Source organism: Chryseobacterium subflavum (genome assembly GCF_055762745.1).
On sequence record NZ_JBVTMR010000001.1, the window covers coordinates 744,152 to 766,972 of the forward strand.

Annotated in this window: 16 protein-coding genes; 12 read left to right on the plus strand and 4 right to left on the minus strand. The window is 38.3% G+C overall.

Going from position 1 to position 22,821, the window contains the following annotated elements:
- Positions 1-2 precede the first annotated feature (2 nt).
- Positions 3-503, minus strand: a complete 501-nt coding sequence (locus AC0INN_RS03400) for a DUF2480 family protein (protein ID WP_273647656.1) — start codon at positions 501-503, stop codon at positions 3-5.
- A gap of 30 nt (positions 504-533) precedes the next feature.
- Entirely contained in the window at positions 534-1,160 is a 627-nt protein-coding gene (locus AC0INN_RS03405) for a superoxide dismutase (RefSeq protein WP_273647657.1), read from the minus strand.
- Positions 1,161-1,351: 191 nt separating this feature from the next.
- On the opposite strand from AC0INN_RS03405, the gene AC0INN_RS03410 reads away from it, so the two are divergent.
- Positions 1,352-1,972: a helix-turn-helix transcriptional regulator gene (locus AC0INN_RS03410; RefSeq protein ID WP_172278058.1), complete on the plus strand. Its 621-nt coding sequence runs from the start codon at positions 1,352-1,354 to the stop codon at positions 1,970-1,972.
- A 52-nt stretch (positions 1,973-2,024) separates the two neighbouring features.
- Here the strand turns inward: AC0INN_RS03410 and AC0INN_RS03415 are convergent, their stop codons facing one another.
- Complete coding sequence (locus AC0INN_RS03415; protein WP_172278060.1) at positions 2,025-2,531, minus strand: DinB family protein; 507 nt, start codon at positions 2,529-2,531, stop codon at positions 2,025-2,027.
- A gap of 539 nt (positions 2,532-3,070) precedes the next feature.
- On the opposite strand from AC0INN_RS03415, the gene AC0INN_RS03420 reads away from it, so the two are divergent.
- The gene (locus tag AC0INN_RS03420) at positions 3,071-5,206 is read left to right on the plus strand and encodes a S8 family peptidase (protein WP_273647658.1); all 2,136 of its coding nucleotides are present in this window, start codon (positions 3,071-3,073) and stop codon (positions 5,204-5,206) included.
- Positions 5,207-5,337: 131 nt separating this feature from the next.
- On the plus strand, positions 5,338-6,804 hold the full coding sequence (locus AC0INN_RS03425) for a beta-lactamase family protein (RefSeq protein ID WP_273647659.1): 1,467 nt from the start codon (positions 5,338-5,340) through the stop codon (positions 6,802-6,804).
- A 133-nt stretch (positions 6,805-6,937) separates the two neighbouring features.
- On the opposite strand, the gene AC0INN_RS03430 is transcribed toward AC0INN_RS03425, so the two are convergent.
- On the minus strand, positions 6,938-7,564 hold the full coding sequence (locus tag AC0INN_RS03430; RefSeq protein ID WP_273647660.1) for an RNA polymerase sigma factor: 627 nt from the start codon (positions 7,562-7,564) through the stop codon (positions 6,938-6,940).
- A gap of 270 nt (positions 7,565-7,834) precedes the next feature.
- Between AC0INN_RS03430 and AC0INN_RS03435 the strand changes: the two genes are divergently transcribed.
- The 9 genes from AC0INN_RS03435 (at position 7,835) to AC0INN_RS03475 (ending at position 22,815) form a co-directional block, all read left to right on the plus strand.
- Positions 7,835-8,782 (plus strand): FecR family protein, encoded by a 948-nt coding sequence (locus tag AC0INN_RS03435; RefSeq protein ID WP_306611689.1) that lies wholly within the window; start codon positions 7,835-7,837, stop codon positions 8,780-8,782.
- A gap of 72 nt (positions 8,783-8,854) precedes the next feature.
- Positions 8,855-12,157 carry a TonB-dependent receptor gene (locus AC0INN_RS03440; RefSeq protein ID WP_273647662.1) on the plus strand — a complete coding sequence of 1,101 codons (3,303 nt, stop codon included), beginning with the start codon at positions 8,855-8,857 and terminating at the stop codon, positions 12,155-12,157.
- Positions 12,158-12,472: 315 nt separating this feature from the next.
- A complete protein-coding gene (locus AC0INN_RS03445) occupies positions 12,473-13,789 on the plus strand; it encodes a hypothetical protein (RefSeq protein WP_172278072.1) in 1,317 nt (438 codons plus the stop codon).
- A gap of 65 nt (positions 13,790-13,854) precedes the next feature.
- Positions 13,855-14,778, plus strand: a complete 924-nt coding sequence (locus AC0INN_RS03450; RefSeq protein ID WP_172278074.1) for a T9SS-dependent choice-of-anchor J family protein — start codon at positions 13,855-13,857, stop codon at positions 14,776-14,778.
- Between the two features lie 180 nt (positions 14,779-14,958).
- Positions 14,959-15,696: a hypothetical protein gene (locus tag AC0INN_RS03455; RefSeq protein ID WP_273647663.1), complete on the plus strand. Its 738-nt coding sequence runs from the start codon at positions 14,959-14,961 to the stop codon at positions 15,694-15,696.
- 25 nt (positions 15,697-15,721) lie between these two features.
- The gene (locus AC0INN_RS03460) at positions 15,722-17,074 is read left to right on the plus strand and encodes a S41 family peptidase (RefSeq protein ID WP_273647664.1); all 1,353 of its coding nucleotides are present in this window, start codon (positions 15,722-15,724) and stop codon (positions 17,072-17,074) included.
- A 54-nt stretch (positions 17,075-17,128) separates the two neighbouring features.
- The gene (locus AC0INN_RS03465; protein ID WP_172278081.1) at positions 17,129-17,404 is read left to right on the plus strand and encodes a hypothetical protein; all 276 of its coding nucleotides are present in this window, start codon (positions 17,129-17,131) and stop codon (positions 17,402-17,404) included.
- Between the two features lie 329 nt (positions 17,405-17,733).
- Positions 17,734-19,203: a hybrid sensor histidine kinase/response regulator gene (locus AC0INN_RS03470; RefSeq protein ID WP_273647665.1), complete on the plus strand. Its 1,470-nt coding sequence runs from the start codon at positions 17,734-17,736 to the stop codon at positions 19,201-19,203.
- Positions 19,204-19,209: 6 nt separating this feature from the next.
- Positions 19,210-22,815 carry a response regulator gene (locus tag AC0INN_RS03475; protein ID WP_306611693.1) on the plus strand — a complete coding sequence of 1,202 codons (3,606 nt, stop codon included), beginning with the start codon at positions 19,210-19,212 and terminating at the stop codon, positions 22,813-22,815.
- Positions 22,816-22,821 lie beyond the last annotated feature (6 nt).

Sequence of the window (22,821 nt, forward strand, 5' to 3'; positions counted from 1 at the left end):
ATTTAATTTTTTAATATGACTTTAGGAAGGCCTACTTCACCATACATCAGACTTTTGACAAATGGTTTCATAAGCTGGGTGATTAAAAGATAAAGAGCAGGAGAAGTTTCGGATCTTGCTTTAACAACAATTTTAAGATCCTTATACTGCTCCGGTTCTACATTTTGAAGTTCTTTTTTCCAAAGATCCAGAAGGATCTCTTCTGAACTGCGTATATCTGTATAAACAGAATACCCGGATAATTTATCCATCAGTAACATATATGCCCACGGTGGAATGATGGCCTCTGTAGAGCAGATAACAGCGACGGCTTTTCCAGTGTACACCGAGAAATCAATAGATGACAGGGACTCTTTAAATTCTTTTTCTTTGAGAATCATTCCCATGAAGAGATGATCCTTAAGATCAAACTCAACAATCTCTATAGTGGGTTTATAATCCCAAAGATCAAATGGAATGATTCCCGAAGCCTCAGCTTTATTAATAAAAATATTCTGGTTCATAAGTAGGCAACCTGTTTTGTTCTAGGAATGTTATTTGATTTTTGAGAGAGCTTCTTCATATTTTTTCTCTACTGATGCCCAGTCAAGAACTGCCCAGAATGCATCCAGATAATCTGCTCTTTTATTTTGGTAGGCTAAATAATAAGCATGCTCCCAAACATCTATTCCCAATATTGGAAACCCTCTGTTGGCAGATTGAATATCCATCATAGGATTGTCCTGATTAGGGGTTGAGCTTAAGGCAATAGAACCATTGAATTTTACATAGAGCCAAACCCATCCCGACCCAAATTGTCCCAGACCTGCTTTTTTTATCTCAGTTTTAAGGGTATCAAGGTTTCCAAAAGTGGAGTCGATTACCTCTGCAAGTTTTCCCTCAGGAAGAAGTTTAGGTGCAGGAGAGAGGATTTCCCAAAATAAAGAGTGGTTAAAATGTCCACCGCCGTTATTTCTTACAGCAGGGCTGTACTCACTGATCCTCTGTAGAAGAGAATCCAGATCAGTCTCTTTTTCTTCGGCCTGTTCTAAGGCAGCATTTAGATTATCAACGTATGCCTGATGATGTTTTTGGTGATGAATAGTCATTGTTGCTTTATCAATAAAAGGCTCTAATGCATCGTAAGCATACGGCAGCTGGGGTAGGGTAAATGCGTTCATTACTTTGATTTTTTATTAATGTGTTTCAAAGGTAAACATTTATTTCAATTAAACAACTTTTGGGTTGTTTAATTGGTGGTCCTATTGAGTCCTCCCATATATTATAAATGACTGATTTGTCGTTATAAAGCCGATATAATAGAAAATGACTATCTTTGTTGTAAGAAATAAAACAACCTATATATTGCCAAATGAAAAAACCGGCAGCAGATCGTATTCTGATGTTTTTAAAGATGAGAGGGGAAGCTACTTCGCTTTTGATCTCTGAAGAACTCTCCATAACAAAGGAAGGGGCGAGAAAGCACTTGCTAAATCTTGTTAAAGAAGGACTTATTGAGTCTGTTATCAGGAGTGAAGGAGTGGGGCGTCCTTCCACTTATTATATCCTTACCCGAAGGGGGCTTTCACAATTCCCGGATACCCACGCTGACGTTACCGTACAGCTTCTGAAGTCTGTAAAAGACCTATTGGGAGATAATGCACTGGATTTATTGATCAATGACAGGGAAAAAACGACGTATCAGAGGTACGAGAAAGCGCTTACCAAAGCAAAATCGTTGGAAGACCGACTGGAAATTCTATCAAAAATAAGGAATGACGAAGGGTATATGGCAGAATGGACAAAGGAAGGAGCTGATTATTTTTTAATAGAAAACCATTGTCCGATCTGTGCAGCTGCAAGTGAATGCCAGGGGTTTTGCCGGGCAGAATTATCCAATTTTCAGAACCTGATAGGTTTGGACTATAAAGTAGAAAGGGTAAAGCATATCCTGTCCGGAGCTCAGAGATGTGTGTATAAGATCAGTGTATAATAGCCTGATCGGAGGAGAGGATAAGGGCAATATGCAATTAAGAAAAATATCTTTATTCTATTTTCACACTCATTTCCTGTACTTCTTCTGCCGAAAAGCCATAAATCTGAGGTGTTTTTACATCCAACAGGTTCAGGTAAATATAAAGTTCGCCTCTGTGGTGGATTTCATGTTCCAGCATTGCCCGCAGCCATTTCCATATTGTAATTTCCTGATTCGCGGGAGTAAGACACTTCTTATACAGGTCTTCATCCGATAGCCGGCTTATAATATCGATAGTCTGCCGGTGCATTTCGTTAAAATATTTCAGTATGTTGTCATAACCATCTGCCAGCTCTTTTCCGCAGCCCTGATAAGCACTCCTTCTTCCTGCAATGGTTTCTCCGTACATATAACGTTCAATGGCTGCAATATGCCTGATCTGGTCGCCTACGGTAAACTTTCCCGGTTTATATGAAAAATCAAGGTGTTCCGGCTGGATAACTTCCAGCAGCCGAAGGGTTCGGGACCGTACTTTTTCGTAATAATCAATAAATGACTGTGCTGATCTTATCTCCATCGTATTAATTTTATTTCTGTCAGTTTAAACTTAAAAGATGTCTTTATAGGTCCAAACATTTTGTGAATATATGAAAATCTGAATTTACTGTTTTTATGATCTTTTTAGGCTGATCAAAAACAGGGAAGTACTTAACATAATAAAAAAGTCTACTATTTTAGTAGACTAATTGAAAGTATATTTTATATTTGCAGGCATATTCAGATAATAAATTTACAAAATTGATGTTATGTGTTTAATTTATTCAACTTATTCTTATGTAATGTATAAATCATTTATAAGCCGGAAGAAGGGAAATTTTTTATTGAATATTAATTGCAACTTTGTTGCTTTTTAAAAATTTTTTATTATTATTGCAATTAAATTGCATTAATAAAACGTGATCCTTTCAAAAAAAATAAATAATTCATGGATTATTAGAAAATAAAGGATAATAATTAAATGCAGGATGGATTTTGGTGAAGTGCTTTTCTGAGCTGTAAAAGATGCTCTTTTTGGATTGATTTTTAACTTAAAAAACATATTTAAATTTACCACTAATGAAAAAACAATTACTTGTAATCAGCACCCTGATGGTTAGTCTTGCGAGTGCTCAATCCAATGATATCTTACAAAAAGAATTCGAAAAGCAAAACAGAGAAAACAACGACAGGTTTGATTCATATGTAGCCAAACAATATGGTTCCGCTAAAGGAGCAGCCAATCAAAAGGAAATTGAAGAGCAAAGAAGCAATCTGGCAGGATTTCTACCTGATGGAAAGCCTTACTTCTACAAACAGCAGGATATAAGACAAGTTCAGAATGCCAATGCTGACGCTCTGAACACAGCGGGTAGTGTAGCGGGACTTACCAATGCATACAAAGGAGAGAATATTAAATTTACGGTCTTTGACGGAGGAAGGGTTTATGCTGCTCATCCCGCATTTGACAATGCAGTTGGTAGAATTACCAATAGAGAAGCTTCAACTCAGATCTACAGTGCACATTCAACAGGAGTTGCCGGATTTATAGGAAGCAGGGCATTAACCATTTCAGGAACTTTAAATGGTGCGGCAGTTACTGGAAATATCCAGGGAGTTGCGGTAAATTCAACCATAGATTCATATAGATTTGCTCAAACAGTACTACCGGGAAATACAGCGGCAAGTAATGTATTTCAAAAAATATTAATTGCACAGCCTAAAATATCCAATCATTCTTACGGGGTTAATCCAGGTTGGGATGTAGTAAAAGATGCTAACGGAAGCAATGTCTGGCTATGGAATGGTGCTTATGATAGTCCTGATACCTCTTTTGATACTCAGGGATCTTATTTATCCAATGATCAGAATTATGATCAGATCGTATACAGTAATCCTTCTTATATTATAGTAAAATCAGCAGGGAATTCTTTCGGATATGGCCCTACAATGCCAGGAACCACAACATTTCCAAAGTATTACAGAGACAGCAATGGTAATCTGGTTCAGTTTGCTTCTACAGATACTTTACCTGCAAATAATTGTGCACAAGGCTATGACTGTATAGGTCAAGGCTCATTAGCCAAAAATATTATTGTGGTAGGCGCTACAGATGTGATCTCTACGAATAACTTTAAATATTCTGTTCCTTCGGATGTGGTGCATTCTGATTACAGCAGTGCAGGACCAAGAGATGACGGTGGAATAAAACCGGATATCACAACCACGGGTACAAATGTGTTTTCAGCTTCTACAGCAGAAGATACTACGGGAAGTGTGAAATATGATTATGGAAGTGGAACATCTTATTCCGCCCCGGTGGTAACCGGAGTAATCGGTTTATGGTCCCAGATTTACAAAGATCTATTTTCTGATCAGCTTCTTAATGCTGCCAGTGCTAAAACTTTAATGGTTCATTCTGCTTCTGAAGCAGGTAATGTAGGTCCTGATCCATGGTTTGGCTGGGGATATATCAATGCAAAAAAAGGCGCTGAGCTATTGGTTGGAAAAGCAAACAATACTGTAGTTTTCAATAATGAAACTCTCAATAACGGTGTTGCCAACACAAAAGTGATAAAAGCATCAGGAACTGAACCTCTAAAAGTAACCATATCCTGGATTGATCCTGCTTACAATGTTCCTGCGAACCTAACCTGGGGACAAGTTTATAACAACAGAAGCTCGAGATTGGTGAATGATCTGGATCTGAGAATCATTGATACGACGAATAATACGGTTTATACTCCATGGAAACTTGATGCTGCTAGTCCTATGACCCCGGCAACCAAAGGAGATAACACGGTGGATAACGTGGAACAGGTAGTCATTGATGCTCCGGTTGCAGGTAGAAATTACAGGATAGAAATCACAAATAAAGGGAATCTGGTGAACAGTGCCGGAGCAGGGGCCCCTCAGGATTATTCGATTATTGTTACAGGCTACAGTGAACAAGTTCTCGCAACAAGTGAGAGAGGAATTGCAAAAACCGAAAGTTTAATCATTGCTCCTACCATTACCAAAGATGTGGTTAAAGTACTGAATGCACCTAAAAACTCAACCTTCAATGTGTATGATCTTTCAGGTAAAAAGATACAAAGCGGAACGATAAACACCAACGAAGCGAGTGTAGATTTGTCTTCGAATGCCAATGGTATTTACATTATTGAGGTAAAAACAGATAAAGAAACGATCTCTAAAAAAATTATTAAAGAATAAGCAGTAATTCTTTCTACTATTTTTTGTAATTAAAGGCACCGGTTATGATTTGACTTTTATAAAATCATATTTCGGTGCCTTTTTTTGTAATATATTGCAGGTTTATATTGTCTTATCACAAATGCCTCGACATGAAAAGTTTCTTTTTACTCATTCTTTGTATATTTTCTTCTTATGGATATGGCCAGGAAACAGCTTCAGCCATTGAAGCCATTATTAAAAGAGAAATGGCAGAACGCAAAATTCCCGGCCTACAAATCGCTGTAGTTAAGGAGGGTAAGGTGATAGTGAAAAGATCTTTCGGAGTTGCCAATGTACAGGATCAGGTTCCGGTTACAGATACGACTGTTTTTGCTATTAACTCCTGTACGAAAGTATTTACCGCTACAGCTATTATGCAGCTGGCTGAGCAAGGCAAAGTTGATTTGTCTGCACCCGTGTCCCGGTATCTGGATGATCTTCCGGAACAATGGCAGAAAGTGACCATAGAACAAATGATGACTCATATTTCAGGTTTTCCTGAGATACTCAAGTTATTTGATCCGGCTACCGGTGATACATCGAAAACTGAAAAAGAAATCTGGGACGAACTTAAGGGATTGCCTATGGAATTCAAGACAGGTGAGCAGTTTAGCTACAATCAAACCAACTATTATCTACTGGGAAAGATTATAAACAAACTGAGTAGGAAGTCTTTTGATCAGTTTTTTAAAGAGGAACAGCTTCAAAAAGTCGGAATGCCGCATACATTATTTGGAGATTCCAAGGATGTCATTCCTCACTTTGCACCCACTTACCGTTACAGGAATATGACCGAAGGAGAAAATGGGAATCGGCAAAAGCTAGTCAACGACTATTTTATATTTCCTCCTTATAGCAGAACCGGAGCTGGGCTGAACAGTACGGCTGAGGATCTGGCCATGTGGATCATTGCGCTGCAGAGTGGAAAGCTTTTGAAGACAGAAGAATCTCTGCAGAGAATGTGGAAACCTATAAAAATGAACAATGGAAGTCAGACTATGTGGTCTCCCGGTTGGGGATTGACGAAATTCAGGACAAAACACAAGGCTATCGGAATGTCAGGAGGAGGAAGATCTGCATTTTTGGTATATCCGGATGATCATCTTGCCATTATTGTGCTTACAAATTTAGCAGGAAGTTATCCTGAAGAATTTCTGGAAGAGCTTGCCGGAGTATATTATCCGGAAATTATTAAATCCGATCCGGTTACTTATCTTAGACTTCATCTAAAAAAGATTGGTTTTGATAAGGCAATAGAACTGGTTAATTCGGAAAAGAAAAAGAATCCGGATTTCAAGCCTCAGGAAGCTGAACTTAATAATTGGGGGTACCGGATGATGTCTGAAAATGATATTAAAAATGCTTCCGAAATTTTTAAACTGAATGTTTATTTGTTTCCCAATAGCTGGAATGCGTACGATAGTTACGGAGAAGCATTATTAAAGTTAGGAAATAAAAGTCAGGCTGCCATAATGTACCGAAAATCAATAGACCTGAATCCTGATAATGAATATGGAAAAAAAGTCCTCAATGAGATCCTTACAGCAAATGGGTCCACAAATTCATCGGTTAAATAATGAGAATTGTAAAATGAAAAAATGATTTCAGGTATTGATCTTGGATTTTTTTCAACAGGAAATAACAAGTAAGTATAACAAAATCCGGCCCCTGTGAAACAGGGCCGGATTTTTATATCAGATTTAAATGATTTTAAGAATACAGATTGGGCATCATTTCCATAAGAATCAGAAGGGAAACAAGTTTTTTGGAAGATTCATAATTGGGATTAAGCTTTTCTCTGATTTCATTCAGGGTTTTACTTAAATTATTACTCACCGTTTTATTGCTTAAATTAAGGGCTTCAGCAGTTTCTACCACAGACATGTTCTTGCGGATTCTAAGGTCATATACTTTTTGTTCAGTGGGAGTAAGTTGGGAAATCACTTCATCGATCATAGCAAACAGTTCCGTAATATCATTTTCCTCCAGTATTTCCGCATATTCTGCATCCGTTATTTCGGCTAAGAAATCTTCGCTTTCATCTACATATACTTCCTGGATCTTTCTGATGCTTGCATAATAGTCCAAAATACGGTAATGGATGAAACGAAATAAATAACCTTTGGCACTTTCCTCCTCATCTGTCTGTACAAACTCCGGATTTTCCAGAATCCTGATCCAGAGGTTCTGCAACAGCTCTTCAGTAGCATCCCTGTCCTTTGTCCGTGTGAAGATCATTGTATAGAAACTATCCCAATATCTTTCATACAATATCGCAAAAGCAGGCCGGTCGCCCGATTTTATTTTTTTTAATAAAGTATAGTCTGTAGGTTTCATAATGTCTGTTACAAATTTACCTAAACTAATATTAATGTTTTGTGAATTATATAACCTATAAGATTAAATATTTCTGAAAATATTTTCATTTTTCCACTTATAATGTATCGAATTGTTCATAAACCAAGTGTTTTTGTTGAAAAAACAAATGTGATATTAAGGAAATGTTAAATGGGGTTTGGGAAGTTTGTCTTTTTGCCCAGTATTATAAGTGAGGGTATTTATTAGAATTAATACAAAAATATAAAACTAATACAACAACATTATACAGTGAAGAAATTGAAATACAGCAAGGCACAGACATTTGTTTTTAAGTTATGGAGCAGGGAGGTGTCTGGTGATGAGATCTCAGAGAAAGAATCGGTGATCCTTGAACTATGGAAAAATGAAGCTATTAAAGATTTGGATAAAAAACATATTCAGGAGTCTAAGCTAAAAGTATTGGCCGGTCTTGAGTCTTACTTTAAACAATCTCATAAGGCGAATATATTTTCTCTTAAGAAAAATATGTACAGGGCTGCCGCTGTATTGCTTCTGCTGTTTAGTCTTACAGGTTTCCTGGGGTATATGTTTTTTATAAAACCGGATGTATATGTTGCGATCAATGACAATCAAACGATAAAACTTGAGGACGGATCTTTAGTAATGCTTTTACCGGGTGCAAAGCTTACTGTCGAAAAATCTTTTCCCGCTGATACCAGAGTGGTGGATTTGCAGGGTGATGCTGTATTTAAAGTAGCTAAATCTAAAAAACATCCATTCATAGTTCGTGCGGATGGCTTCAGCACAAGGGTAATGGGAACGGTATTTAAGGTAATGCAGCGGGGAGAACGCAAGACCGTGGAACTTTATGAAGGTAAAGTGGCTGTTTCTTCACCCGGAACTGCAGTTTCTTACCTGACTCCAAACCAAAGGTGGACAAATTTTGGAATGGCCCATACTGCTGCTTTAATAAATGAAAAAATAAATAAGCAATCGGGAAAAAAGACTTCAGTACTAATGACGCTGACTTTCAATGATGTTTCGTTTAGGAGCATCATGGAAATACTATATAAAAATTATGGAATAAGTATCAGATATCCGGAAGAAATAGCAGAAAAAAAAATTACTGCTGACCTTACCGGCAGCAACTGGGATGAAAATGTAGAAGCATTGGCATTTATCACAGGGCTTGAGGTACAAAAAGAAAACAATACCACTTACATATTAAAAAAATAGCAACCGGATTAATTTAGATAGAGTTTACGAAGAATTATGAGTCAGTCAATAATGAAAAGTGGTGTTAAAAACATGAGAAATTTGAAATGCAGTCTTACGGTAGCGGTGATCTTTTTTGCCACGACAGTAGACGCGCAGGAGTTAACGATGAAAGTGTCCTTTTCTGCCCCGGCCGGAAAGCCTTTGATCAATACATTGGAAGAATTTGCAGATAAAACAAGAATGCGTCTGGTCTATTCAAAAGCTGATATAAATGATCTTAAAGTGAGAGAGGTAAAATGTGATAACCTTCCTGTGAACGATTGCCTGAAAAATATTACAGACAATCTACCTGTAGCAGTACGCCAGAGGGGAGAACTGATCTCAGTAAAATATCAGGGCCTGAATACTTCCATATCCTCTGCCCGGGGAAACGGAAGGCTTACAGGAAAAATTGTAGATGAGGTAGGAAATCCCATTGTAAAAGCAGAAGTAAGTGTAGCAGGTAAAACGGCAGTAACGGATAACAACGGGGATTTTAGTATCAGCATTCCTGCCGGAGTTTATACCCTAAGTGTAAAGGCTTCGGGATTCAGCTCATTAAGGGTGGAGAAACTGCAAATCAGTAATGACGATATCAATACTGTTTCTTTTGCCATGAAGCATATTTCTTCCGATAAAGAAATGAATATTAAGGAAGTGGTGCTTACAGGAACACGCAAAGCGGATACCCAGGCAGGACTTCTGGCTCAGCAAAAGAAAGCCGCACAGATGAGTGACGGGATTTCTGCTGAACAGATTTCAAAAACACCGGACAATGATGTAGGAGGAACATTAAAAAGAGTAACCGGGGTAACCACGATAGATAATAAATATGTAGTGGTCCGCTCCATGGGGGAGCGTTGGAATACCGCTGCCATGGATGGAATCAATTTGCCTAGTACAGAAGCTTATAACCAGAATTTTTCATTTGATATCATCCCCACGTCCATGGTGGAAAGCGTGGTGATCAGCAAGACGGCCACTCCGGATATGAATGCAAGTTTTGCCGGAGGATATGTGGAGGTGAGAACGAAAGATATTCCGAACGAAAATTTTACCACGGTAAATCTGGGAACTTCATATAATGACGTCTCTACGTTCAAAGAGTTTTTATCAAAGAAAAGAGGAAAATATGATTATTGGGGATATGATGATGGAACCAGGGATTTCCCTAAAGGTTTGGAAGCCATGGATTGGAATAATCCCTTGTTTTTTGAACAATCCAAAAGGTTTACCAATGATAATTTTACCAATTATGCTACCAAAGCAGATCTGAATTCCAATATGCAGATTGCTTTGGGAAGAAATTACAGACTGAAAAATAATAATAAATGGGGATTTGCTGCTGCCATTACCACGAGAAATGAACAGAATAAACTGGATATTGAAAATACAGCCAGAGGAGGCTGGCTGGATAATGTAGGTGGAGTGAATAACAACTGGGAACAATTGGGAATAGCACCGGTCAATACCTTTAATTTCAGGAATCAAGGAGCCTCGTACAGCTATAACTCCACTATCGGTGCCATGTTGAATCTGGGATTACAGCTTGGGAAAAACAGGATTTCATTCCGCAACTCCTATACTCATATTTATGATCAGACTCTGACAAGGATTACGGGATGGAATGAATATACAGGCGGAAACGGGGATGCCTCGGATGCTTATAACTATTTTTACCATGAGATCGTTCCTCCCAACACAGACCTTAAATTTTTAGATAAGCCTATAACAGAAACTACGGATTATCCGGTTTATCAGACTTTATTACAGAACAAGCTGGAGGGGAACCATAAAATAGGAAATAAAGAAATCAGCTGGTTTGCAGCAAGAACTGGTGTCACTTCCGATACAAAAGATTATACACAGTATCAGACCAATTATAATTTTATCGGCAACGAAATTTTGAGTTATAACCAGATCTATAATTCCGGGAATAATTTCGCCAGGGGATATATTGCAAATAAAGAAACGGATTATAATTATGGAGCTGCCTTTAAATGGAGTATGGATGCCGGAAATTTTAAAAATGATATTAAGGTGGGGTATGCAGGGGCCTCAAAAAGCAATACCAACCAGCAACAGAAGTTTTTCCTGAGGGTAGATGAAAACCGCGATGTTCCGAATAGTGAAAAGAATATGCTGATCATGTATGGAGCACTTTCAGGATGGTTTGACGGATCTCATTATGTACCCGGAGGAATCGGGTGGCAAACCAAAGCATTGTATAAAAATGATAAATATGAAGGGAAAGTTTCCCAGCACGCACCTTTCATCATGTTTGATAACCGTTGGAAAAATAAGTTGAGGCTGGTATGGGGAGTACGGGCAGAATATTTTAAGTATGATCTTATTTCTCAGCAACAGGATCCGAATGATCCTAAAAGCGTTACCAAAGAACCGATTGAAGAAAAGCCATGGCAGTGGATGCCATCAGCCAATTTTACGTACAGTCCTTCCAACAGTATCAATGTAAGGCTGGCTTATAACAGGTCTGTCATTCGTCCTCAGTTTAATGAAAGAACAGGGTTGCCTTATTTTGATCCTGTGGCGAACGGACTTATTTACAATACGGAAATGACATCAGCAGTCATTAATAATTACGATTTTAAGTTTGAATGGTTTCCGGGTCTTGGAGAAATTATTTCTGCAGGTTTATATTATAAAAATATCGACAGACCGATAGAGCGTGAAGGTTATATTTCCAGTGAGGGGAACCTCTTCCTTTATAACGGAAACTCTAAAAATGCAAAGCTGAAAGGATTTGAAGTAGAGGTAAGAAAGAGCCTTGGCTTTATCAGACCCGAAAGCTTCCTGAAAGATCTTTTTATCAGCGGAAATTTCACGTATAACGATACTAAGGTTATAGCTTTTAAAGACCGGTATAAAACTCAGGATACCGATGACACTTATGAAGTAGATCGTCCCCTTTACGGGCAGACACCGTATGCCTATAATCTGGGGCTGCTGTACAATGGAGATCGTTTAGGACTTAGTTTCCTGTACAATGCTAAAGGAGATCAGTACGTTACAGTGGGCTATGCTTACATTGGAGAAGAGATCCAGCGTCCTTATGCCGTAGCGGATGCACAGATTTCCTATAAGCTATTGAAAGATAAGAACCTGGAAATCAAATTAAATGTCAGAAACCTGTTCAACAGAGTAAGGGAGTATTATAATAATTTCAATTCTTACTCAGTATCCAAAGGAAACGGAAGTTCTTTTGATACCCAGAGAGAATCTTTAGGACTTTTACCGGGAGCAACGGATAAATATGATAAAGGAATTGATAAAATATTATTCCGGGCTTACAATGGTAGACAGTTCGGTTTATCAGTAAGTTATAGTTTTTAAATATAAAAGAACTTTTAACAAAAGTATATATGAGATCTTATAAGCCATGTCACAGGTTCCCATAGCCTGAAATCTGAATCGATAGATCTGTTGATGCGCACATCAGTGAACTTTCAGTCAAAAAATGGAAATACCGGATTTCCCCGTCCGGTAGGATTTTAAGGGGAAGCTTTATTCACTTGCACCCTGGGTGAAATGGAGTTTTAAAAACAATGTGTAACCAAATCACGGAGATAAAGGTGAATATCCCGTAAACAGGAATCATCCGGACCAAAAAACAAAATAACCGGATCCATATTTCTAAATTTTACAACAATGAGAAAATTAACTTTAATCGCTGTAACAGCTTTATCTTTAACAGCTTGTCGTGAGAATGATTCTTTATCAGATTCTTCTAAATTTGAAATGCAATCTGCTTCTGCAGAATATTTAACTGCTTCTGCACTTCCTGTGACTACAGTAAGTGGTGCTATTACTACCAATACTACATGGAGTGGAGTGGTTGAAATTGATGGAATCGTAACTGTTAAAGGTGGAGCTACTTTGACTATCCAGCCAGGTACTTTCATTAAAGCTAAACCTAATACAACAAATACACCTACAGGAGTTTTGGTTATTGCTAAAACTGGGAAAATAAACGCTACAGGAACTGCTTCTCAGCCGATCATCTTTACAAGCTACAGATTATTGGACGGAGATGAAGATACTACAGCAACTCCAGGTGATTTCGGAGGGGTTATCATGTTGGGAGATGCTCCTACAAACAAGCCTACAACTACTGTTATCGAAGGGTTAACAGGTGCAGATTACCAATATGGAGGTACGAATGCCGCTCATAATGGGGGAACTATTAAATATGCACGTATCGAATTCGGTGGATTCGACCTTTTCGCTCCTAACTCAGGAAACGAAATCAACGGATTAACATTAGGTGGAGTAGGTAACGGAACTACACTAGACCACATCCAGGTATCTTATGGTAAAGATGATTCTTTTGAATTCTTCGGAGGTACTGTAAACGCTTCAAACCTTGTATCTTTCGCTCCGGACGATGATAACTTCGATTTTGACTTCGGATATACAGGAACAATTACTTGTGCATTAGCTTTAGCTGATTACAACTCAACGCACAGTCAAAGTGGTGGAGTTTCTGATACGAACGGTATCGAGCTTGATAACGATGGAACAGGTTCTACTGCTTCTCCATTTACCCGTCCTACAGTTAAAAATCTTACAATTGTTGGTGCTAAAAGCCCATTAAAAGGTGGATTATATGAAAATGCCATCCACGTAAGAAGAAACGGTAAATTGAATTTAGATAATGCTACTGTTACAGGTTATCCTATCGGAATTTTATTGGAAACTCAGAGCAGTGCTCCGGTAAATCTTGCAGACCTTAGCTTTACAGGAGTACAGGCACATGGATTTACATTCGCTACTGCTTCTAAGATCGGTACTACCACTGCTGCTCTTACTATTCCTGGAGTAACTACTTCTACAAGTAATCCTGCTAACCTTTGGGGAATGTCTCAGCCATTCTTTAACGAGGCTACAGCATGGAACGTTTCTCCAAGAAACTGTGGAGATTTCCAGGGTACATGGACAAAATATAATTTCTCAATTGTACAATAATTGATCAACATGGGGTGGCATTACCTGCCATCCCATTTTTTAATTCAACTTTAAAAATTCATAGAATGAAAAAAGTAATTTTACTATCTGTTTTGGTTTTATCAAAATTAGTGTCTGCACAATATCCTGTATGGACTAATTCTTTTAATTCAACAAGTGATATGCAGGGATGGTCTTTCCATGATCTGAACGGAAACGGAAATGGATGGGTACAAGGACCGAACATCTACCATAACGGTACTTCTTTGGCTTATGGAGGGGCTGGTTCTCTTCGTTACTCAATCAGTAATGTTCCTTCCGGAAATGTGGCCGGTTTCACTACAGAAAATGACTGGGCCATTTCTCCGGAGATTGATCTCACTTCATCTTCAGGAACGATTACATTAGCAGCATACATAGGACGTCAGAGAACAACACATCAGGTGGTAAAGAGATATCTGTACATCTATGTAAGTACTGCACAAAAGCCTGTCCCTGAATTATCGGATTTTCAGGCATTGGCAGTAGATGCAAACGGCAATAATGTTCCCAGCCCATATGTGATTGCAGCAGGAGGAACTGCTAATCCTTTCCCATCGGACCTCAATCAGTTTGTTGAAAGCCTTGTTAATCTCTCTGCTTTTGCAGGAAAAAAAATCTACATCGGATTGTGGTCGAACAGATATGCGGCTGATGATACCAATGTACAGAATATCAACATCAACGAAATGGCGATCTATACTTCAGTTCTAAAAACACAGGATGTAAAAAAAGCAAAAGATCTTACTATGGTGATGCAGAATCCCGTATCCTCATCACTGATGTTAAAACTTAATCCAGCCCTGAAAGAAAACAATGTTACTGTGACTGTTTTCAATATGGCCGGACAATCTGTTATTACTACGCAGTACCGTAGAGAAATTAATGTTACGACTTTATCTTCCGGAAGCTATATCGCCGTGGTTTCGGATGGAGTGCTTTCTGAGAAAGTGAAATTTATCAAAAAATAATGTTTTAGATGCAGGAAGGCAGTCTCTTATTTTCAATTTTTACAAATGCAAAATAATAACCATATCAAAACCATCATCATAGGATATATGCCTTTCCTGCTTACTATAGAATTTAAAAGTATTGCCCTCTGCGTGCTAAGGGCAATATTTCTAAATCGAATTTTTATAATGAATCATACAATGAAAAAAATAATCGCCTTTGCTGTTCTTACAGGTCTGATATCGTGTACCGATGATGTGCTGCAACCTTATGATAAATCACAGAAACCTGCAGAAATCAGTGTCAAGGGATATTCAAAACCGGATGTACTGCAGCTCCGGCTTAACGGAAAACCGGTAAGCATTAATGGAAGTACATCTTATACCAATACTATAGAAACAAAGCTGAGCTTTGTCGTGGACGAAGGGGAAACAGATCAGATTGAGATCTATAACCATGAAACCGGCAAACAGATCGCAAAATATAACATCGATTTTAATACAGTGGATCAGTATAAAAATCTGAATTTCTTCAATCTGCCCGGGATCTATCTTCAGACCTATGCAGTAAAGCCACAGGTTAACCTGGGGAAGGTAGGTTTCGAACTTATTTTTCCGAATTTGGGACAATATTCCCATACTACATTACAAAGTGTGAAAGGAATACTCAAAAAAGAGAATGGAGATGTTCTCGCTGAATTTGAAAATATTGAAAAAAATAACTTCTCTTCACTTAAAATGTATAGCTTTTTCAGTGTTACTGCTCCCGTTTATCTGGAGTTGTACAAGCCTGGAAGTACTGACCCTTATTTTGGATCACAAACGATTAGAGTAAAAATAAAACAGGATATCGGAGCTAATATGATCGTGCTACAGGAAAAAGCGGAAGGCGGTACTGTTCAGATTATGGGTGATATTGACATCGCAGACTACCTGTAAAATAAAAAATCATTCGGATAAGATCATGCATAAATTTTTAAAATCCTACCTACTTGTTTTATTATTTTTAAGCTCAGCAGTTATCGTTTCCTGCCGTTCTGAGGAGGAGTCTGTTCCTGATTTTCCCGACGGAAGCGTAGAGTCTGTCAATCTATGGGTTCATGAAAACATGAAACGTTATTATTTCTGGGAGGATCAGATGCCTGCAAAACCGGATTATCATCTTCCTGTAAAGAAATTTTTTGCAAGCCTCCTATCTCAGAATGACCGTTTTTCAAGCATTGTAAATACGGAAGATGCTTCTACTTACCTGCGGACGGTCCGCAACATGTATGGCTTTGATTATGCAGTATTGCAGCTTGCTAACGGGCAGATAACAGCTGTGATAAAATTGGTATTACAGGATTCTCCGGCTCAGAATGCCGGCCTGAAACGAGGGATGATCATTAAGAAGATCAATGGAAGTGAGATTACGGCTTCGAATGCGGAAAGTCTTTTAAATTCTATTCCGGACAATACTACGCTTGACCTGAGCGTAGGTAATTGGGACAACGGAAACGTGATTGATGAAAAAGATATAAAAGTATACTATGGATTTTCGCTCAGCCAGCCTGTTATATCTAAAATTTTTGAACAAAACGGAAAAAAGACAGGGTACCTGTACATCTATGATTTTCCGGATGGCATGTCTCACAGTCTCAATCAGAAGTTTGCAGAATTTAAAGCTAACGGTGTACAGGATCTTATCGTGGACCTCAGGTACAATTATGGAGGATCAGTAGCTTCTGCGGCCGCATTATGTGCAATGATCCCTTCCGGAATAACGGGCAATTCTCCTTTTATAACCTATAAAGGAAATAAAAATGGGGGTGAGGTGAAAAAAACATTTGCCGAACAAATTGCCTATGACCCTGCCGCTCTGAATTTCACAACACTCCATGCCAATAATCTGCAGCTGACCAAAGTATATATACTTACCTCGGGAAGTACGGCCTCGGCCTCGGAAATCGTTATCAATAATCTAAAACCTTATATGCAGGTGATACAGATGGGAGGAAAAACACTAGGAAAAGATATGGCCGGATTTGCCATTACGGATGATCGTAAACCTAAAAAGATTTCCTGGCAGCTTCACCCGGTCATCTATAAAGTATATAATGCTAACGGACAGGGAGAATACAGCAATGGAATTTCACCGCAGTTTCCTGTAGATGAATACGCATCTTTGCCTCTGAAGTCTTTAGGGCAGGCTGATGAAACCTTATTGCAATCGGCTTTAGGTAAGGTGTCGTCTAAATCCGCTTATTTCGAAACTTTTACGCACCAGATAAAAATAATTACAGAAAGTGAAAAGCCGTTTTCTATGGGTAAACACTAAATATTAAAAATAAAAAACCAAATCAAACTATATTTTTTTAAAATTGAATTCACTATGCAGGGAATAGAGCCAAAAATACACCAGGAAGTAATCAAGAGAATTAATGATCTGGAGCAGCTTTTAAAGCAATCTCCCGATCAGGACAGGACCTATACAGATGAAATTGTTATGATGAACACAGAATTATCAGCGCTGTATGAAGAGTATCTCAGTATAAAAAAGAGATTAGAAACCTGTATTAAACTCTACAGGTCAAGACATATTGAGATCAGAAAGCACCTTACCCACAATATTAGAAAGATTAAACGGGAAAGGGTTAACCGAAAATAAATAAAGGGTATCTATTTAAAAATAGGGTCCCGCGACTCAACTTTTACGAATAAAAACCTGAGCCGGAAAATTAATTGATAAAAATGTGGTATCTATAATGGTTCAGTAAACAGGTTTTTTTTGATTTTATATTGAGTTAAATTCGGTTAAATAGCATTTAAATTAGGGAATAATTGGCATTTTGTGATGAATGTGTGCTGATAATTGTATTATTGGTTGGTTTTTTAATGGATAATGGATTTTAGGAACATTATTAAGAAAATCAATCATTTTTTGGGATTTTGTGAGTACTTTTGAGGACTTAACTCCCATTAGATTATTTGTGCTTTATGATCTTAATTGTCGATGATAACCAAAACAATATTTACTCATTAAAGAAACTATTAGAATCCAAAGATTTTCAGGTAGATACTGCTAATTCCGGTGAAGAAGCATTAGGGAAAGCATTGAAAAATGATTATGCCCTAATTATTCTCGATGTTCAGATGCCGGGAATGGATGGTTTTGAGGTAGCTGAAATATTTGCAGGTTATAGCAAAACGAAAGAAATTCCTATTATATTTCTTTCAGCGGTAAATACAGAAAAGAGATTTATCACCAAAGGATATGCTTCCGGAGGTAAGGACTATGTCACCAAGCCGGTAGATCCCGAAATTCTTTTACTGAAAGTTAAAACATTTTATAATCTGCAGGAGCAGAATATTGAAATGAAAAAAACTCAGCAGAGTTTACAGCTTGAGGTAAAAGGAAGAAGAGAATCACAGGTTACCATGAAGTCGCAGATTGATCACTTTCATCTGATGCTGGAAGGCTTGCCGCAAATTGCATTTACGTTGAATGATAAAGGGATCATCGATTTTGTCAACGGCAGATGGTATCAGTATTCAACATCTGATAAAAACTTCCCCGAAACTTTTCCTGATGATTTAGATATAAAGGAGCAATTTGAAATTTCAAGGAAAAATGGAAAATCACTTCAGCTTGAGACGCGGATAAAAAATATTGAATCCGGAGAATACAGGTATCATTTATTGAGAATATCACCGGTTTATGAAGGTAACCATGTCAAAAACTGGGTAGGAACATTTACGGATATTGATGATCAGAAGAGGGTAGAAAATGAGAAAGATGAATTCCTGAGTATTGCCAGTCATGAACTGAAAACTCCTCTTACAAGCATTAAAGCGTATGTTCAGTTGTTGGAACGCAAGCTAAAACTTGACAAAGACAGTGCAGAAGCAGGATATGTAACCAAGGTCCAGGATCAGATCGAAAAATTGAACAGCCTTATCAGTGACTTACTGGATGTCTCTAAAATTGAAAACGGGAAGCTGAAGATCAACAGGAAACCTTCCAATCTTGAGAAGATAATTGAAAATGCTATAGAAACGATACTTCAGACTCATGATGAAAATAAGGTAAAAATCCAGCGTCACGGGGAAATACCGGATATCCTTATTCCGTTTGATGAAATTCGTATAGAGCAGGTATTGATCAATTTCCTGACCAATGCCATCAAATATTCACCACAAAATAACCAGGTTATTGTCACTACATTTGTAGATGATGACCAGGTAAAAGTAAGTGTTACCGATTTTGGAATCGGGATTCCTGATTTCAAACAAAAGGCAGTATTCCAGAAATTTTATCGTGTAGAAGAATCGTCACTACAATTTCAGGGAATGGGAATAGGCTTGTATATCTGTTCAGAGATCATCAAGCAGCACCATGGAACAATCGGATTGTCAAGTATTGTCAATGAAGGTTCCACATTTTACTTCACTTTACCCTTAAACTAATTTTTTATGCCACAAAAAGTTATAAGAAATCTGCAATTTGGAGTCGGGCTTTCGCTGTTAATTTTAATAGCAAGTTCCGTAGCATCGTACTGGAGCATTCAGAAACAGATGGAAAACCGCGAAAGCCTTTCCCGTACAAGAAGATCCATTACTGCAGTAAAAGATATATTAATTTCCCTCCTGGATGCAGAAACTGCCAACAGAGGATACCAGCTTACCGGCAAGCAAAATTTTCTGGAACCCTATAACAGAAGCGTTGCAGCCTATCCTAAAGCAATTGCCTATGCTAAATCCTTAGACATTAAAGATAAGGCACAGCTAAAGCGTTTGGCGGATCTGGAATATAATGTGAACACGAATATCGGTAACCTTAAGCAATTTGTTGAAAACAGGAGCAAAGGAATCGTAATGACGCAGGATCAGCTTATTTTAAGCAAATCCTATATGGACAAATGCAGAAAGATCGTTCGTGATTTTGTACGGTATGAAGAAATTCAGCTTGAAATAAAAAACAAAGATCTTAACCGTTCCTCAAACACAACTGTTATTTTTATCATTTTTTCAGCACTTGCAGCCATAGTGGTAACTACTTTCTTTTATCTTAAATTAAGAAGTGACCTTCTCCGCAGGGATAAGCTTGAAAAAGAGTTGAAAGCAAAAGATCTGGAAATCACAAAACGGGTAAGTGCAATCCAGCAGATTGCCAATAGAGTTGCCAACGGAGACTATAGTCAAAGGGCTGTGGATAATGTACAGGATGATCTTGGAGATCTTGTGGAATCACTGAATAATATGACGGACTCCCTAAAGAAATCCTTTGATAAAATAAACAGAAGCGACTGGCACCAGAAAGGATTGGCTTTACTGAATGAATCTCTGGTTGGGAATAAGTCTGTTAAAGAGGTTGTTACCAATTCCCTGAATCATATTATCGAATACGGAGGAGGAACCAATGGTGCCATCTACCTGCTTGATGAAGGTAAATTATTCCTGAACAGTGCTGTAGCGCTGGAAGATAATATGAAAAAATCTTTCGAACCGGGAGAGGGAATGGTAGGACAGGTCTTTCTTCAGAAGAAAACAAAGGTATATAACGACCTTAACGACGAAGATTTTGCGGCAACATTTGCCAGCAGCAAATTAAAGATTAATGGACTCGTTGTAATCCCGATTACTCTGGACAGGCAGAGTATCGGAGTTTTGGAAGTGGGCTCAACCACAAATTTCGATCAGGATAAAATCAATTATTTCGCAGATAGCTGCAGGAATATAGCAACTGCCATAAGTGCGGCAAAAGGTCGTGAAAAGGAACAGCGTTTATTGGAAGAGACGCAGGCACAATCAGAAGAACTTCAGGTACAGCATGCAGAACTTGAAAACCTGAATACTGAACTCGAGGCACAGACACAAAAGCTTCAGGCTTCAGAAGAAGAACTGAAAGTTCAGCAGGAAGAGCTTATGCAGACGAATGCAGAACTGGAAGAGCGTTCAAAATTACTGGAAGAAAAAAATCACCTCATTGCAGAACGTAATATAGAGATCCAGAAAAAAGCGGAAGAACTGGCTTTAAGTACGCAGTACAAATCAGAATTCTTAGCCAATATGTCGCATGAATTGAGGACCCCTCTTAATTCTATCCTGCTTCTTTCCCGTTTAATGGTAGAGAACCCGGAAGAAAATCTGAATGAGGACCAGGTAGAGTCAGCGAAAGTAATCCAGAGTTCCGGAAGAAGTTTGCTAACATTGATCGATGAGATCCTGGATCTTGCTAAGATTGAGTCCGGGAAAATGGTTCTGGAATATGATGACGTTGCCCTGGAAGATGTGGTGAATGACCTGCGAAACCTGTTCAATCCTTTGGTTAATGAAAAAGGGATCAGATTTGACCTTGAAATAGAAGAAGGTCTTCAAAAGTCTATAGAAACGGACCGGTTACGATTGGATCAGGTTTTACGTAACCTGCTTTCCAATGCTTTCAAATTTACACAGGAAGGAAGCGTGGGGCTGTATATTAAAAAAGATCCTAAAAATAAAGACTTTATTACCTTCAGCGTAAAAGATACGGGAATCGGAATTCCGGAAGATAAGCAAAGAATTATTTTTGAAGCATTCCAGCAGGCAGACGGATCTACCCAGCGTAAATTCGGAGGTACAGGTTTAGGATTATCCATAAGCCGTGAGATTGCCAAATTATTGGGTGGAGAACTATCGCTTACCAGTGCAGTTAACGAAGGAAGTGAATTTAGTTTAACAATTCCGGTAAAGGCGGTCTCAGAAACGGTCCAGGTATCACTTGATAAAGAATTGGTAGAGATCATAAAAGAAGATGTAGAGGAGATTAAGAACATTGCAGGATATGAAGAAGAACCGGAACAACCGCTTACGGTTTTAGAAATTCCTGAAGAAATAGCAGATGACCGGGATAATATTACGAAGGATGACAAAGTTATATTGATCATCGAAGACGATACCAACTTTGCAAAGGCACTTCTGAAGTATGCCCACAGACAAAATTATAAAGGAGTAGTGGTTGTAAGAGGAGACCATGGGCTCTCTGCAGCATTACAATATCATCCTTTAGCTATCTTACTCGATATTCAGCTGCCGGTAAAAGATGGATGGCAGGTAATGCATGAGCTGAAATCCAACCCAAAAACCAAACCTATTCCGGTGCACATGATGTCTTCGTTGCATATTAAAAAGCAGGAAAGTATCATGAGAGGAGCCATTGACTTTATCAACAAACCTGTGGCCCTTGAACAGATGACGGATGTATTTAAAAAAATTGAAGAAGCCCTTCGAAAATCACCTCAAAAAGTTCTTATTGTAGAGGAGAATGCTAAGCATGCCAGCGCATTGTCATATTTCTTAAGCAATTTTGATATTTCTCTGGCGGTGAAAGATAATGTGGAGGACAGTATAAAGGCGCTTACGGAAGCTGAGGTAGATTGTGTGATCCTGGATGTGGGACCGGCAAGAGGAAAAGGATATAAGATCATAGAATCAATCAAAAGCTATGAAGGCCTTGAAAACCTTCCGATCATTATTTTTACAGAAAACAACCTGTCTTCCTCTGATGAGTTGAAGATCAAACAATATGCTGACTCTATTGTTGTTAAAACGGCACATTCATACCAAAGGATATTGGATGAAGTCGGTTTATTCTTACATTTGGTTGAAGAGAAAAGTACCGAAGCACCGCGAAACAAAAATCTCGGATCACTTACTGAAGTATTAAGTGGAAAGAAGATTCTGATTACGGATGATGATGTACGGAATATATTTTCACTGACCAAAACGTTGGAAAAATACAAAGTAGAAGTCATCCTGGCGATGGATGGGAAGCAGGCTTTAGAACAGATTAAAGAACATCCGGATATTGATGCTGTTTTGATGGACATGATGATGCCGGAAATGGATGGCTATGAAACCATACAGGAAATAAGAAAAAAACAGGCGTTCAGCAGATTACCGATCATTGCCGTTACGGCAAAATCCATGATAGGCGACCGTGAAAAGTGCATTACCGCCGGGGCATCAGATTATATATCAAAGCCTGTGGATGTTGATCAGTTATTATCTTTGTTGCGTGTTTGGTTATATGAAAGCTAAAAAAAC

Coding starts and splice junctions, on each gene's coding strand:
- AC0INN_RS03400 (WP_273647656.1), bottom strand. CDS start 503: ATGAACCAGAATATTTTTATTAATAAAGCTGAGGCTTCGGGAATCATT.
- AC0INN_RS03405 (WP_273647657.1), bottom strand. CDS start 1,160: ATGAACGCATTTACCCTACCCCAGCTGCCGTATGCTTACGATGCATTA.
- AC0INN_RS03410 (WP_172278058.1), top strand. CDS start 1,352: ATGAAAAAACCGGCAGCAGATCGTATTCTGATGTTTTTAAAGATGAGA.
- AC0INN_RS03415 (WP_172278060.1), bottom strand. CDS start 2,531: ATGGAGATAAGATCAGCACAGTCATTTATTGATTATTACGAAAAAGTA.
- AC0INN_RS03420 (WP_273647658.1), top strand. CDS start 3,071: ATGAAAAAACAATTACTTGTAATCAGCACCCTGATGGTTAGTCTTGCG.
- AC0INN_RS03425 (WP_273647659.1), top strand. CDS start 5,338: ATGAAAAGTTTCTTTTTACTCATTCTTTGTATATTTTCTTCTTATGGA.
- AC0INN_RS03430 (WP_273647660.1), bottom strand. CDS start 7,564: ATGAAACCTACAGACTATACTTTATTAAAAAAAATAAAATCGGGCGAC.
- AC0INN_RS03440 (WP_273647662.1), top strand. CDS start 8,855: ATGAGAAATTTGAAATGCAGTCTTACGGTAGCGGTGATCTTTTTTGCC.
- AC0INN_RS03445 (WP_172278072.1), top strand. CDS start 12,473: ATGAGAAAATTAACTTTAATCGCTGTAACAGCTTTATCTTTAACAGCT.
- AC0INN_RS03450 (WP_172278074.1), top strand. CDS start 13,855: ATGAAAAAAGTAATTTTACTATCTGTTTTGGTTTTATCAAAATTAGTG.
- AC0INN_RS03455 (WP_273647663.1), top strand. CDS start 14,959: ATGAAAAAAATAATCGCCTTTGCTGTTCTTACAGGTCTGATATCGTGT.
- AC0INN_RS03460 (WP_273647664.1), top strand. CDS start 15,722: ATGCATAAATTTTTAAAATCCTACCTACTTGTTTTATTATTTTTAAGC.
- AC0INN_RS03465 (WP_172278081.1), top strand. CDS start 17,129: ATGCAGGGAATAGAGCCAAAAATACACCAGGAAGTAATCAAGAGAATT.
- AC0INN_RS03470 (WP_273647665.1), top strand. CDS start 17,734: ATGATCTTAATTGTCGATGATAACCAAAACAATATTTACTCATTAAAG.
- AC0INN_RS03475 (WP_306611693.1), top strand. CDS start 19,210: ATGCCACAAAAAGTTATAAGAAATCTGCAATTTGGAGTCGGGCTTTCG.